General features: G+C 67.0%; 15 protein-coding genes. 5 read left to right on the forward strand and 10 right to left on the reverse strand.

Features of this window, described 5'->3' with window-relative positions:
* Positions 1–138 precede the first annotated feature (138 nt).
* The 5 genes from J2Y55_RS03260 to J2Y55_RS03280 all read right to left on the reverse strand — a co-directional run bounded on the left by J2Y55_RS03260 (position 139) and on the right by J2Y55_RS03280 (position 4,194).
* Positions 139–1,074: a tetratricopeptide repeat protein gene (locus J2Y55_RS03260; RefSeq protein WP_310147536.1), complete on the reverse strand. Its 936-nt coding sequence runs from the start codon at positions 1,072–1,074 to the stop codon at positions 139–141.
* Positions 1,071–1,724 (reverse strand): thiamine phosphate synthase, encoded by a 654-nt coding sequence (locus J2Y55_RS03265; RefSeq protein ID WP_310147538.1) that lies wholly within the window; start codon positions 1,722–1,724, stop codon positions 1,071–1,073. Before J2Y55_RS03265 ends, J2Y55_RS03260 begins: the two co-directional genes overlap by 4 nt.
* A complete protein-coding gene (locus J2Y55_RS03270) occupies positions 1,721–2,875 on the reverse strand; it encodes a benzoate/H(+) symporter BenE family transporter (RefSeq protein ID WP_310147540.1) in 1,155 nt (384 codons plus the stop codon). Before J2Y55_RS03270 ends, J2Y55_RS03265 begins: the two co-directional genes overlap by 4 nt.
* A 288-nt stretch (positions 2,876–3,163) precedes the next feature.
* The gene (locus tag J2Y55_RS03275; protein WP_310147543.1) at positions 3,164–3,484 is read right to left on the reverse strand and encodes an EthD family reductase; all 321 of its coding nucleotides are present in this window, start codon (positions 3,482–3,484) and stop codon (positions 3,164–3,166) included.
* Entirely contained in the window at positions 3,481–4,194 is a 714-nt protein-coding gene (locus J2Y55_RS03280; protein WP_310148682.1) for a GntR family transcriptional regulator, read from the reverse strand. Before J2Y55_RS03280 ends, J2Y55_RS03275 begins: the two co-directional genes overlap by 4 nt.
* Before the next feature lie 87 nt (positions 4,195–4,281).
* Between J2Y55_RS03280 and J2Y55_RS03285 the strand changes: the two genes are divergently transcribed.
* Genes J2Y55_RS03285 through J2Y55_RS03305 form a run of 5 tightly spaced genes read left to right on the forward strand, consistent with a single transcriptional unit; the run spans position 4,282 to position 8,804 of the window.
* Positions 4,282–5,190 (forward strand): fumarylacetoacetate hydrolase family protein, encoded by a 909-nt coding sequence (locus tag J2Y55_RS03285; protein ID WP_310147545.1) that lies wholly within the window; start codon positions 4,282–4,284, stop codon positions 5,188–5,190.
* Position 5,191: 1 nt separating this feature from the next.
* Positions 5,192–5,917: an SDR family NAD(P)-dependent oxidoreductase gene (locus J2Y55_RS03290; protein ID WP_310147547.1), complete on the forward strand. Its 726-nt coding sequence runs from the start codon at positions 5,192–5,194 to the stop codon at positions 5,915–5,917.
* A 57-nt stretch (positions 5,918–5,974) separates the two neighbouring features.
* Entirely contained in the window at positions 5,975–6,964 is a 990-nt protein-coding gene (gene dctP / locus J2Y55_RS03295) for a TRAP transporter substrate-binding protein DctP (protein WP_310147549.1), read from the forward strand.
* Between the two features lie 6 nt (positions 6,965–6,970).
* The gene (locus J2Y55_RS03300) at positions 6,971–7,489 is read left to right on the forward strand and encodes a TRAP transporter small permease (RefSeq protein WP_310147551.1); all 519 of its coding nucleotides are present in this window, start codon (positions 6,971–6,973) and stop codon (positions 7,487–7,489) included.
* A gap of 16 nt (positions 7,490–7,505) precedes the next feature.
* Entirely contained in the window at positions 7,506–8,804 is a 1,299-nt protein-coding gene (locus J2Y55_RS03305) for a TRAP transporter large permease (RefSeq protein WP_069692983.1), read from the forward strand.
* Between the two features lie 249 nt (positions 8,805–9,053).
* Here the strand turns inward: J2Y55_RS03305 and fba are convergent, their stop codons facing one another.
* The 5 genes from fba to J2Y55_RS03330 form a co-directional block, all read right to left on the reverse strand.
* A complete protein-coding gene (gene fba / locus J2Y55_RS03310) occupies positions 9,054–10,136 on the reverse strand; it encodes a class II fructose-bisphosphate aldolase (RefSeq protein WP_069692981.1) in 1,083 nt (360 codons plus the stop codon).
* A 92-nt stretch (positions 10,137–10,228) separates the two neighbouring features.
* Positions 10,229–10,465, reverse strand: a complete 237-nt coding sequence (locus J2Y55_RS03315; protein ID WP_310147556.1) for a hypothetical protein — start codon at positions 10,463–10,465, stop codon at positions 10,229–10,231.
* A 54-nt stretch (positions 10,466–10,519) separates the two neighbouring features.
* The gene (locus tag J2Y55_RS03320) at positions 10,520–11,713 is read right to left on the reverse strand and encodes a phosphoglycerate kinase (RefSeq protein WP_310147559.1); all 1,194 of its coding nucleotides are present in this window, start codon (positions 11,711–11,713) and stop codon (positions 10,520–10,522) included.
* A 10-nt stretch (positions 11,714–11,723) separates the two neighbouring features.
* Positions 11,724–12,293, reverse strand: a complete 570-nt coding sequence (locus J2Y55_RS03325; RefSeq protein ID WP_310147561.1) for a putative glycolipid-binding domain-containing protein — start codon at positions 12,291–12,293, stop codon at positions 11,724–11,726.
* The gene (locus J2Y55_RS03330; RefSeq protein ID WP_310147562.1) at positions 12,290–12,748 is read right to left on the reverse strand and encodes a hypothetical protein; all 459 of its coding nucleotides are present in this window, start codon (positions 12,746–12,748) and stop codon (positions 12,290–12,292) included. The genes J2Y55_RS03325 and J2Y55_RS03330 overlap by 4 nt, the downstream gene beginning before the upstream one ends.
* Positions 12,749–12,780: the final 32 nt, after the last annotated feature.

Below are 12,780 nucleotides of genomic sequence, written 5' to 3' on the forward strand. Positions count from 1 at the left end.
AGCAGTCGAACGGCGGCGTCGCGGCGCCGGTCAAGATGTAAAAGAGCTGGCCGGAACGTCCCGAGCCCTCATCCCGAGGAGCAGCATAGCGGCTCCTCGGGATGAGGGCTGAAGATGTCAGCCTCGAAGTTCAGCCGGTCACTTGCTCGCCTGGCCGGGCGACGTCAAGGCCGCGCCTTCGATCCGGGTCGCGGCGAGCGCCGCGGCGCGGCCCTGCTGCTCGTGACTGAGGCGGTCGAAAAGCTGGTCGAGACCGGCATCCTCCAGCCCCCGGGCGCGGGCGGCGAGGTGCCAGGCTGCGGCCTCGATCGAGTCGGGCGCAATGCCGCGACCGGACTGGTAGAGCCGCGCCAGCCGGTTCTGGGCGATCGGGTTGCCCTGGCTCGCGGCGCGCAGGAAGAGCCTGGCGGCGGCGGTCTCGTCCTTGGCGACGCCGGTTCCGTTGAACAGCATGATCGCGTATTCGACCTCGCCGGGCACATTGCCGGCCTGCGATGCCTTGGCCATCCATTCGGCGGCCTTGGCCTCGCTCTGGGGCAGGCCGCGGCCCTGCTTGGAGAGGATGCCGAGCGCCATGAGCGCGTCGCCGATACCGGCGTTCGCTGCAATCTCCAGGCAAGCGACGGCGCGCTTGTCGTCCTCCTCCTTGCCCGTCGCGAGCAAGGCGAGGGCGAGGTTGTAATTGGCGGCGGGGTGGCCGGCGGCGGCGGCCTTGCGCAGCAGCATGCCGGCGCGTTCGGGATCGCGCTTGCCGCTGCGCTCGTCGAGGAGGGCAGATGCGAGCGCATAAGCCGCGTTGATGTCGCCGCGCGCGGCTGCGCGGTCATACCATTCGGTTGCGATCCTCTGGCTTTCGGGCACGCCGAGCCCCAGGCGATAGATCTCGCCGAGCAGGGTCATGGCGGCGGCGTCGTTATTGTCGGCCTCGACGCGTTTCAGCGCCTCGTCCAGGGCGCGGCGGTAATGACCGGCCTGATAAGCGCCGTAAGCCAGATCGGGCTCGGCGGCGCCGGCTGCGGCCGTCGTTCCCAGGAGCAAGCCGGCGAGCACGAGGCCGCGGCAGGTCCGGTTCATCGCGCGGCCTTTCGGGCGGCGTGGGCCGCGATGGCGACATTGGCCTGCGTCACCAGCGCGCGAATGTCGCAGGCTTCGTCGAAGGCCCAGGCGCCGAGCGCGACGAATTCCGCTCCGGTCTCGACCAGGGCTGCAACCGATTCGGCGTCCGGCGCATAGGCGACGCAGGGCGTCTCGAAGATCTCGGCCCACCAGGAGGCGCGCTCGATCACCGCGGCCAAGGGCGGCAACGAGCCGTCCGGGCGCGGCTCGCCAAACATCACATAGTCGACGCCCGCCTCGCCGATATCCATGGCGTCGTGGCGCGCGCGCAAGGAGCCTGCGCCGATGATGCGCTCGTTCTTCAGGCTGGAGCGCGCCTCGGCGACCGCTTCCGGCCCGTTGATGAGGTGGACGCCGTCGGCGCCACCGCGCGTGGCGACCAAGGCCGGAGCCTCGACGATGAGCGCGACATTGGCCGACTGGACGGGGCCGACGAGGCGCTTGACGCGCTCGATCTTGCTGCGTTCGTCGCCCTCGGAAAGGCGCAGCAGCACGGCCGCGACATCGCCGCCGGCGAAAGCCTGCATCAGGCGGAAGGCCATCGCCTCGGCATCCGCGACAAGCGGGGTGACAAGCATCAGGCGGGTGGGTGTGGGTGCGTTGCTCATGATCGTGCGCGCAAACGGCCCATGAGTGCGTCCAATGTCAAGACGCCAAGCCCGATGACGAGACTCCAGAAGGCCGAGCCGACGCCGAACAGCGAGAGGCTCGAGGCCGCGACAGCGAAGGCGAGGACGGCGGCGAAGCGCTCCTTATCGGAGGACATGGCTTGTCCAAGCGCGCCGGTGAGCGAGCCGGCGAGCCCCAGCCCCGCGACGGTGATGATCAGCGCCTTGGGCATGGCGATGATGAGGGCGAGCAGGAGGCCGGCGCAGGCCGCGATCGCCAACCAGAGGACACCGTAGACGACGCCGGCCTTCCAGCGCTGGGCGGGGTCGGGATGAGTGTCGGGGCCGGTGCAGATCGAGGCGCTGATCGCCGCCATATTGACCATATGGGCGCCGAACGGGGCGGTGAGGAAGGAGGCCAGGCCGGTGACGAAGAGGCTCGCCGTCGTCGGTGGCTGATAGCCCGCCGCACGCAGGACGGCGAAGCCGGGCAGGTTCTGGGCCGCCATGGTGACGAGATAGAGCGGGACGCCGACGCCGAGCATGGCGGCAATATCGAAGCGCGGCGTGACGAATTCGAGGCCGCTCAACGACAAAGGCCCGGCGGGCCAGCTGGCAAGGCCGCCCAGGAAGCTCAGGACGAGGCCGGCGCCCAGCGCCGCGATGACGCCGAGGAACGGGTTGATCAACCGCGCCAGCAGGAAGACGGCGAGCAAGGGCAATACGAGCGCGGGGCTCAGCCGCATCTCGTCGAAGACCGCGACGACGAAGCGGAAGATCACGCCGGCGAGCATGGCCGCCGCGATCGGCATCGGAATGCGCTCGATCAGCGCGCCGAGCGGGCGGAAGGCGGCGGTCAGCATCATCAAGAGTGCCGCCAGCAGGAAGGCGCCGACGGCGGTCGGGAGGTCGAGCCCGCTCGTCGCCGCGATCAGGGCGGCCCCCGGCGTCGACCAGGCGCAGATGACCGGGATCTTGTGGCGCCAGGATAGCCAGATGCTGGCGAGGCCCTTGGCGATGGCGAGGCCGGCGATCCAGGACACGGTCTGGGCCGGCGTCGCACCCACCGCCTGGGCTGCCGCAAGCACCACGGCGACGGCCGCCGCAAAACCGACGAAGGCCGCGACCAGCGCGGAGAAGACGATCGACATGGGCGCTCTTGCGGCATTGCGCGAAAGGGCGGCGACGCGCCCGGGCGTTTCCTTCAATCAGAAAAGCCGGAGCGTCGGAAGCCTCGCAGCATCCTGCGGCCATGAAGTGCGCGCGTGCCGGAGCACCCCGGCGTGTCGCTTGGGGTCCCTGGACCCAACGCAGCCCTCATCCTGAGGAGCGCCGCAGGCGCGTCTCGAAGGATGGTCCAGGGGAGGCCATCATTGCGAACCGGAGCATCCTTCGAGACGCCGCTGACGCGGCTCCTCAGGATGAGGGCTGATCGGGATTCAATCGTCCTGGCTCATCACCAGATGGTACACGCGGCCCTTGAACAGCGGCATGATCGTGCCAAGTTGCTGCCGCACCTCCTGCCGGATCTCGCTCGCCAGCGCCTGATGCATCGCCTCCAAGCTGTCGAAATGGAGGTCGAAGACGACATAGACCGGCGGCGCGCCGGCTTCCTGCTCGGCCGCCCAGCGCAGCTTGAGGTCGCGGATGCCGGGATAGCGTCGGATAGCCGGCAGCACGGTTTCGCGCATTTGGCGGTCGAAATGGGCGCGGTCGGCCTCGGGCACCTCGCCCTCGAGAACGGCAGAGCGGATGATCATCGGGACTTCTCCTCGGAGGTGTCCAGGCCGATCTGCAACAGGCGCACGACGCTGGTCTGGGTGGCGTGAAGATGGGCGTCGAGCAGGGCGCAGGCGCGCTCCACCTCTCGCGCCAGCACGGCTGCCATGATGGCGGCGTGCTCGCTGTTGACGTCGCGGACCTCGGCCGGGGCTTCCCGGTGGTGCAGCAGGCGGATCTTGCGATAGCGCTCGGAATGGTCGGCGAGCGTGCCCCAGAAGCGCAGCAGCCAGTCCGAACCACAGGCGGCGACGAGGGCGGCATGGAAGCGCCGGTGACGGTCCTCCCACAAGGTCGCCGCCTCGCGGTCGTCCTGCGAGGCAGGCAGCGGGGTGCGCGAGAGCATGTGCATGGCCGCGACGATCTCGGCCTCCCAGGCGGCATCGCCGAGCGCGATCGCCTTGGTCAAGCAGAGCCGCTCGATTTCGCGGCGCGTCGCCATCAGGTCGGTGAAGGCGCCAAGCGAGGTCTCGGTGACGCGCGAGCCGCGATGCGTCTCGGCCGCGACGAGCCCCTCGGTCGAGAGCCGCATCAGAGCCTCGCGGATCGGTGTGAGGCCGAGCTGGAATCGGTCCTGCAGGTCGTTGGCGCGCAGGCGCTCGCCCGGCATCAGGTCGCCATGCAGGATCTCGCCGCGCAGGCGCTGATAGGCTCGCTCGGCTTGAGAGCGACTTTCCGTCAGGGTGTCCATTGCCACCGCGCATTTCATGTTGACTCGCAGATTTTATAAAATCATCCTGATCTCATAGCAAGGCGGCTTTGAGTGGAGATGACGGCGATGGCGCGTGCCGGGTGGGCTCTGACGACGGTCGAGATGGCGGGCGGGCCTGTTGCCTGCCTCGAGGTGGACGGCAAGCTCTATGCTCTGGAGCCGTCGCTGGCGCGTGTCGGGTTTCCCGGCCAGGCCAGCGTCATCGGCCTGTTCGCGGATTGGGACCGTGCCGAGGGGGCTCTGGCGATCGCGGCCGCCGAGGTCGATCCGGCCGATCTGGTCACGGCCTCGCGCCGTCTCGCGCCGCTGCTCTACCCCGGCAAGATCCTCTGCGCCGGCGCGAATTATTTCGACCATCTCGCCGAGATGGGCATGCCCGGCGCCAAGAAGGAGGAACAGCGGTTGTTCTTCTTCATGAAGCCGCCGCGCAACGCGGTCGTCGGCGAGGGTGCAACGGTGCGTATGCCGATCGGTACCGAGAAATTCGACTGGGAGATCGAACTCGCTGCCGTGATCGGCAAGACGGCGCGCAATGTCTCCGTCGAAACCGCGCTGTCGCATGTGGCGGGCTATACGGTGGCGATCGACTTCTCCGCCCGCGACCACAACCGCGCGCCGGAAACCTTCTACAAGCTCGACTGGGTGGCGGGTAAGGCCAACGACACCTGTTGCCCGCTCGGCCCGCGCTTGGTGCCGGCCTCGGCTATCGCCGATCCGCAGAATCTTGGCCTGAAGCTCGCGGTCAATGGCGAGTTGAAGCAGGATGGCCGCTCCAGCGACATGATCTTCTCGCTCGCCGAGCAGATCGCGACGGCGTCGCGGATCATGACGCTCGACCCCGGCGACCTGATCCTGACCGGGACGCCCGCCGGTGTCGGCGTGCCCAAGGGCACCTTCCTCTCGGTGGGCGACACGGTCGAGGCCGAGATCGAGGGCATCGGCAAGCTCAGCGTCGTCATCCAGGCGGCGGCTTGAGATGGCCGCCGCGCCCGTCGCATTCGTGACAGGCGGCGCGTCCGGCATCGGGCGCGCCACGGTCTTGCGGCTGATCGCAGATGGCTTCCATGTCGTCGCGGCCGATCGCGATGCGGAGAAACTGGCGGAGTTGGGCGGGCAGGGCCAGACCGGACGGCTCGAGACCTGCGTGCTCGATGTCTGCGACCGTCCGGCGGTGGCGGCGGCGATTGCGAAGCCTGCTTCGCTGGATGCGCTGATTTGTGTTGCCGGAGCCTATCAGCCGCGCGCCTTCGACGAGATCAGCGATGCGGATTTCCGCATGATGCTGGATGTGAACCTGCTTGGCGTCTTCATCGCGGCGCAGGAGGCCGCGCGGCGGATGCAGGCGGGCGCGCGCATCGTGACGGTGTCGTCGCGGGCCGCCATCGGCGGTACGAACTTCGCCCATTACGTCGCCTCGAAAGCCGGCGTGATCGGCCTGACCCGCGCCATGGCGATGGAGCTGCGGTCGCGCCAGATCGCGGTGAACTCGGTCGCACCGGGCTTCACGGACACACCGATGACGCGGGCCATGCCGGCCGACCAATACGCCAGGGCCCAGGCGCTGGAGCCGAGCGGGCATGCGGCCGCTCCCGACGACATCGCCGGCGCGATCGCCTTCCTGGCCTCGCCGGCGACGAAATTCATCACCGGTCAGACCTTGTTCGTGGATGGAGGCAAGTCCCTGGGCGGGTTGGGCTTGTGAATTTTGGCCTGTGAACGAGACGTCCTGATCACAACGCATAATGAGGGGAAAACAGCGATGACGACGCGGCGTGGGATCATCAAAGGCGCACTGGCTGGTGCGCTCATCGGCTATGCGGGACGGGGCGCGGCGCAGGCGCCCGTGCAGGTCCGCATCTCGACTGCGGCCCCGCCGAGCGATTTCCTGGCCAAAGCGCTCGACTCGCTGAAGGCTGAGATCGACGGCAGTTCGGCTGCGCTGAACGTCAGCGTCCACACCGCCTCGACCTTGTTCAAGCAAGGCACCGAGGTGCAGGCGCTGCAGCGCGGCAACCTCGAAATGAGCACGATGACCACCTTCGAGGTGGCCCAGCAAATAGCCGAGCTCGGCTTTTTCAACCGCGGCTATCTGTTCAAGGACCATGCCCATCTGCGCCGCGTCTTCGACGGGCCGATGGGTGACGAGTACCGCAAGACCGTGTCCGAGAAGATGGGCATCGAGATCCTCGCGACGCATTATCTCGGCACGCGGCAGGTTTCCCTGCGCACGAAGCGCAACGTCAAGGGGCCGGCGGACCTCGCTGGGGTCAAGCTGCGCATGCCGGCGGGGCCGGAATGGCTGCTGCTCGGCCGGACGCTGGGGGTGAGCCCGCTGCCGCTCGGCATGCCCGAGGTCTATCTCGCGCTCAAGACCGGCACGGTCGACGGCCAGGAGAACCCGCTCTCGATCTTCAACGCCGCAAAACTCTACGAGGTGAGCGAGCAGGTCGTGCTGACCTCGCATATGCTGCAGCCGGTGTTCTTCGCCATCGCCAAGCCGGTCTGGGCCAAGCTCGCGCCGGCGCAGCAGGCGGCCCTGCAGGCTGCGGCGCGCAAGGCCGCCAAGGCGGGCGATGATGGCCGCCTCGCCGACGAGGCCAGCATCATCGACGCGCTCAAGGGCAGGGGTCTCAGCGTCGACGCGATCGATCTCGCTCTGTTCCGCGAGGGCGCCGACAAGGCCTATTCCGGGGCCGATGCGACCAAGGCCTGGGACATGGCCTGGCTCAAGCGCGTCACCGAGGCCTGACGCGCCATGCAGACAGGCGTGGGCGTGGAGGCGCAAGGTGAGAGTGCAGCCGGCTGGGGCGCGCGGCTGCGCCGCTTTGCGACCGCCGTCCCGGCGCTGATGTTCGCGCTCGTCTTCCTGATCTTCAACTACAAGATCATCACCCGTTATCTCGAACATGACGAGGCCGCCTGGGCCGACGAAGTCTCGGTGATCCTGTTCATCTGGATCATCTTCTGGGCCAACGCCTTCGTCGTGCGCGACAAGGAGCAGATCACCTTCGATCTGATCTATCGGCCGCTGCCTGAGCGCTGGAAACGCGTCATGGCGCTGGCGCGGCTCGTCTTCGTCGGCGGCATCTTCGTGTGGGCGCTGCCGGGATCGCTCGACTACATCGCCTTCCTCTGGCGCGAGCGCACGCCGGTTTTGAACCTGCGGCTCGACCTGATCTATTCCTGCTTCGGCCTCTTCCTCATCGCCGTGGTGGCGCGCTCGGCTTGGCAGATCGTCAAGCTGCTCGGGCCGCGCTGGCGTTCGCATATCTGACGGGAAACGAGGACGCATGTCCGACGGATTGTGGGTTTTGATGGGCGTCTTCACGGCCGCCGCCGTGCTCGGCGCGCCGCTTGGCCTGTCCATGCTGGCGGCGGGCTTCGCCTATATGATCTCGACGCATCAGGATGTCGGGCTCGTCGTCGACCAGACGATGAACGGGCTCTACAATTCCTATCTGCTGATCGCGGTGCCGCTGTTCATCTTCGTCGCCAATGTGATGAATGCGAGCGGGGTGATCGAGCGCTTGCTGCGCTTCGGCTCGGCGATGGTCGGGCATCTGCCGGGTGGGCTCGCGCAGGTCAATGTCGTCTCAAATCTGATCTTCTCCGGCATGAGCGGCTCGGCGGTTGCCGACGCCTCGGGGCCGGGCCTGATCGTGGCGCGGATGATGACCAAGAACGGCCGCTATCCGCGCGGCTTCGCGGCGGCGACTTCGGTCGTCTCGGCGACGCTGGGGCCGCTGATGCCGACCTCGATCCCGATGATCTTCTATGCGCTGATCGCCAATGCCTCGGTCGGTGCGATGTTCCTGGGCGGGCTCGTGCCGGCCGGGATGATGGCGCTGGCCCTGATGGGCGTGATCGCGATCATCTCGCGCCGCCGCAATTTCCCGCGCGAGGAGAAGGTGTCTTGGGGCGCGATGCCGGCGGTCTTCGGCCGGGCATTGGCGCCGCTCGCACTGCCCGGCATCCTGCTCGGATTGATCTATTCCGGCGTCACCACGCCGACGGAAGCGGCCGCGATCGCGGCAAGCTATGCGCTGATCCTGGCTTTCGTCGTCTATCGCACGCTCAAGCCCGCGCAATTGCTGGTCGTGATGGGCGATACGGTGAAGGCGACCGCGATGATCGCGCTGATCATGGCCGGCGCCTTCGTCTTCAACTATGCGGTCGCCAATGAGGGCGTGCCGAAGCTGATCCAGTCGACCCTGCTGGCCTGGAATCTCTCGGCGACGCAGTTCCTGCTGATCGTCGACCTCTTGATGCTGCTGCTCGCGATCGTGCTCGACGAGGTCACGATCCTGCTCGTCATCGTGCCGCTGATCGTGCCGGTGGCGCAGGGCCTCGGCATCGATCTCGTGCATTTCGGCATCGTCGTGGTGCTCAACATGATGGTCGGGCTGACGCTGCCGCCGCATGGCCTGCTGCTCTTCGTCATGGCAGGGCTCACCGGCACGCCGCTCTCGGAGATATTCCGGGAGGTCCCGCCCTTCATCGTAGCGATGCTGGCGATCGTGCTCGCGGTGACGTTCTTCCCCGAGATCGCGCTGTGGCTGCCCAGGACGGCGGGGCTGATCAAGTCGTAGAGGATCGGACGGCTGCTATCGTCTTACTCTGAAACACGCCGTCGTCCCGGACAAGCGGCGAAGCCGCGCTGATCCGGGGCCCATGCCTGAACTTGTCCGGTGAGGTTCAGGCATGGGTCCCGGGTCTCCCTGTGGTCGCCCGGGACGACCGCGCATTCCTCGGGAAGGGCAACTTCTGCCGCTATGAAAAGGGCGTGACGACCATCGGTCGCCACGCCCTTTCGATTTCAAGTCAATGCGCGTGAAAGCTCACGCCGCCTTCGGCTTGCCGAAGGTCGGGTCGAGCTCGCCCTTGGCGTAGCGCTTGGCCATTTCGGCGGTGGTCGCGATGCGCTTGATCTTGCTTGCCTGGCCGGCGGTGTTGAATTCCTTCAGCCGCAGCGTGCAGAGCTTCGTCATCGCTTCCATGGCAGGCTTCAGGTATTTGCGCGGGTCGAACTCGCCGGGGTTCTCGGAGAGGATCTTCCGGATCTGGCCGGTCATCGCCATGCGGTTGTCGGTGTCGATATTGATCTTGCGCACGCCGTGCTTGATGCCGCGCTGGATTTCCTCGACCGGCACGCCCCAGGTCTGGGGCATCTTGCCGCCATACTGGTTGATGATGTCCTGGAGGTCCTGCGGAACGCTCGAAGAGCCATGCATCACGAGATGCATGTTCGGCAGCTTCTTGTGGATCTCCTCGATGACATGCATCGCCAGGATCGCGCCGTCGGGCTTGCGGGTGAACTTGTAGGCGCCGTGCGAGGTGCCCATGGCGATGGCGAGCGCATCGACCTTGGTCTCGGCGACGAATTTCACCGCTTCCTCGGGGTTGGTCAGGAGCTGGTCGTGGGAGAGCTTGCCCTCGAATCCGTGACCGTCCTCCTTCTCGCCTTCGCCTGATTCCAGCGAGCCGAGCACGCCGAGCTCGCCCTCGACCGAGATACCGCCGAGATGGGCCATTTCGGTCACGGTCTTGGTCACGCCGACATTGTAGTCCCAGTCGCCTGGCGTCTTGCCGTCGGCCTTGAGCGAGCCGTCCATCATCACCGAGGTGAAGCCGGCCTGGATCGCGGTCATGCAGGTCGCCGGCTCATTGCCGTGGTCGAGATGCACGCAGACCGGGATGTGCGGATAGATCTCGGTGACGGCGTCCATCATGTGCTTGAGCATGATGTCGTTGGCGTAGGAGCGGGCGCCGCGCGAGGCCTGGATGATGACGGGGGCGTCGGTCGCGTCTGCCGCCGCCATGATGGCCAGCGCCTGCTCCATGTTGTTGATGTTGAAGGCGGGCACGCCGTAATCATGTTCGGCGGCGTGATCGAGCAACTGGCGGAGCGTAATACGGGCCACGGAGGTCCTCCCGGTGCGGTTTCAAGGGCTGGGGAGGATTTAGAGCGGATAGGCGGCGGACGCAAAGCGAAAGCGGCGCGTAGCGTGAATGCTCAACGGCGTCGCGCTTCCAGAACCCGGACGCGCTCCTCGATGGCGGCAACCTGTTCGGCGAAGTCGCCGGTGACGGCCTTGGCCATCACGAGGAGGCCGGCGGTGTCGCGGCGCTGCTTGCGGACGAGGTCTTCAAGATGCTCGAAGCGTGTGTTGGCCTCGGCACGAAACGAAGACAAGTCCCCCTGAACCTTCTTCAAAATCTCGAACATCGCTGTCTGCGCGTTCTCACTCATGAAGAGAACATAGCATAAACACCGACTGCCGCAAAGGCAGTCGGTAAGTGTCGTTCACGCTGCCCGCAGCGCCTCGACGCCCGGCAAAGCCTTGCCTTCCATCCATTCCAGGAAGGCGCCGCCCGCCGTCGAGATATAGGTCAGGTCGTCGGCGACGCCGGCATGGTTCATGGCCGCGACGGTGTCGCCGCCGCCGGCGACCGCGACGAGCTGGCCGGCCTTGACGCGTTTGGCGGCGGCCTTGGCGACGGTGACGGTGGCCGTGTCGAAGGGCGGCAGTTCGAAGGCCCCAAAAGGCCCGTTCCAGACCAGCGTCTTGACCTGGTCGAGCTTGAGCACGACTTCGGCGACGCTCAAGGGGCCTGCGTCCAAAATCATCTCGTCGGGCTCGACCTCGCCGATCTGGATGACGCGATGGCCGGGATGGGCCTTGAATTCGCGGGCGACCAGCGCATCGACCGGCAGCATGATCTCGCAGCCGGCCGCCTTGGCCTTGGCCTCGATCTCGCGGGCGGTGCCGACGAGGTCGTGTTCGCAGAGCGACTTGCCGACAGCGATACCGCGCGCGGCAAGGAAGGTGTTGGCCATGCCGCCGCCGATGACGAGCACGTCGACCTTCTTGACCAGGTTGCCGAGCAGATCGAGCTTGGTTGAGACTTTTGCGCCGCCGACGATCGCCATCACCGGGCGGGCAGGGTTGTCGAGCCCGGCAGAAAGCGCCTCGAGCTCGGCCTGCATGGAGCGGCCGGCGAAAGCTGGCAGGACATGGGCGAGGCCTTCGGTCGAGGCATGGGCGCGGTGCGCCGCCGAGAAGGCGTCGTTGACGAAGAGATCGCCATTGATGGCGAGCGCCTTGACGAAGGCGGGGTCGTTCTTCTCGTCGCCGGCGTGGAAGCGGGTGTTCTCCAGCAGCAGGACCTCGCCGTTCTTCGCCGCTGCGACGGCCTTGGCGACGTCCTCGCCGATGCAATCCTCGACGAAGGTGACGGGCTGGCCGAGCGCATGGGCCAGCGCCACCGCGACCGGCTTCAGGCTGTCCTTGGCGTCACGGCCCTTGGGGCGGCCGAAATGGGCAAGCAGGATGACCTTGCCGCCCTTGCCGGAGATCTCGCGGATCGTCGGCAGCACGCGCTCGATGCGCGTCGCGTCCGTGACCTTGCCGTTCTCCATCGGCACGTTGAGATCGACGCGGACCAGCGCGCGCTTGCCGGCGAGATCGGCGTCAGTGAGGGTGCGGAAAGCAGTCATCGCGCTCTCTTCAAAGGCGTTGGAACAGGGTGGGATAATCCATGACAAGGCCATCCTCGTCGACGGGCAGATCGGCTGTGAAACTGCGGTCGGCTGCCTTGTAACGAAATAGGCGCGGGCCAAGGCAGGCATAGGTCTGAGCATCAACCGAGGGCTCGAAGGTGTCGAAGGACACATACAGCATCGTGAAGCTGCGCTCAGTTCCCGTTTGCCAGGCCGTGCGGCGGATCGGCAGTGTATTCGTGAAGGGCGTTCCAGCCAGATCGATGTCGATGCAGCTGTCGAAGTCGGGCAGATGGCCGCGCCGGCTGTCGTACCAGGCGCCATCGCGCCGCGTCATCTCGAGGCCGCGACCATCGGTCGTGGAGACCGCGAAGGATCGCACCGAGAAATCGAGATCGCAGGCGATCCGGTAAGTCACCCCGTAAGGCGTACCGCCGCGCGCGCCGATCACGACCGCCTCGGCATGAACGGCCTCAGCCGTCGCGGAGACCGTCAGATGTTCCAGCCCTTCCCCGCCCAGCGCCTGCCAGCGGACGCTGCGTCTCGCTTGGAGGCATTGGACGGGCCGAAAGCTCATCGCGACAGCAAGCCGCCGAACAGGCCCGGCACGCCGAATTTGAGCACAAGCACGGTGAGCAGGACCGTCAGCACCGCGGTGGCAAGGCCGGTGACGAACAGCGCCCCGAAGCGCGGCGTCGCATCGACGCGCTGGCGCAGGGCGGCGACCTCGTCGCGGATGCTGGCGAAATCCAGGGTTGCGGCGGCGCTGTCGACCTTGTGGGCGCTGCGCTCCAGCGAGGCCTCGGCGCGGGTCAGCACGGCCTCGTAGCGGGCGAACTTCTCCTCGATGCGCGCCGCCTTCTCCTCGATGCGGGAGAGCTGGTCGAGCCCGCGCGGCTCGCTTGCGGGCGTCTCCGCGGCCGGCGTCGCGCTGCCGACAACGTAAGGCGTGCCATAGGACGGTGCCGGCGTGACGATGGTCGGCTCGGCGGCGCTGGCCGGGGCTGCGACGGTCGGCTCGATCTTGGCCATGGGGTGTCCGTTCATGCGAGGAAAACAGGGAA

Source organism: Allobosea sp. BE125, from assembly GCF_031456075.1.
In the GTDB taxonomy this organism is placed as follows: domain Bacteria; phylum Pseudomonadota; class Alphaproteobacteria; order Rhizobiales; family Beijerinckiaceae; genus Allobosea.

Bases quoted from the DNA above. Each gene is read 5' to 3' on its own strand.
- J2Y55_RS03275 (WP_310147543.1), bottom strand. From the start codon at position 3,484: ATGATCATCCGCTCTGCCGTTCTCGAGGGCGAGGTGCCCGAGGCCGAC.
- J2Y55_RS03300 (WP_310147551.1), top strand. From the start codon at position 6,971: ATGCAGACAGGCGTGGGCGTGGAGGCGCAAGGTGAGAGTGCAGCCGGC.
- J2Y55_RS03270 (WP_310147540.1), bottom strand. From the start codon at position 2,875: ATGTCGATCGTCTTCTCCGCGCTGGTCGCGGCCTTCGTCGGTTTTGCG.
- dctP (WP_310147549.1), top strand. From the start codon at position 5,975: ATGACGACGCGGCGTGGGATCATCAAAGGCGCACTGGCTGGTGCGCTC.
- J2Y55_RS03290 (WP_310147547.1), top strand. From the start codon at position 5,192: ATGGCCGCCGCGCCCGTCGCATTCGTGACAGGCGGCGCGTCCGGCATC.
- J2Y55_RS03280 (WP_310148682.1), bottom strand. From the start codon at position 4,194: ATGGACACCCTGACGGAAAGTCGCTCTCAAGCCGAGCGAGCCTATCAG.
- J2Y55_RS03330 (WP_310147562.1), bottom strand. From the start codon at position 12,748: ATGGCCAAGATCGAGCCGACCGTCGCAGCCCCGGCCAGCGCCGCCGAG.
- J2Y55_RS03260 (WP_310147536.1), bottom strand. From the start codon at position 1,074: ATGAACCGGACCTGCCGCGGCCTCGTGCTCGCCGGCTTGCTCCTGGGA.
- J2Y55_RS03325 (WP_310147561.1), bottom strand. From the start codon at position 12,293: ATGAGCTTTCGGCCCGTCCAATGCCTCCAAGCGAGACGCAGCGTCCGC.
- J2Y55_RS03305 (WP_069692983.1), top strand. From the start codon at position 7,506: ATGTCCGACGGATTGTGGGTTTTGATGGGCGTCTTCACGGCCGCCGCC.
- J2Y55_RS03285 (WP_310147545.1), top strand. From the start codon at position 4,282: ATGGCGCGTGCCGGGTGGGCTCTGACGACGGTCGAGATGGCGGGCGGG.
- J2Y55_RS03315 (WP_310147556.1), bottom strand. From the start codon at position 10,465: ATGAGTGAGAACGCGCAGACAGCGATGTTCGAGATTTTGAAGAAGGTT.
- J2Y55_RS03320 (WP_310147559.1), bottom strand. From the start codon at position 11,713: ATGACTGCTTTCCGCACCCTCACTGACGCCGATCTCGCCGGCAAGCGC.
- J2Y55_RS03265 (WP_310147538.1), bottom strand. From the start codon at position 1,724: ATGAGCAACGCACCCACACCCACCCGCCTGATGCTTGTCACCCCGCTT.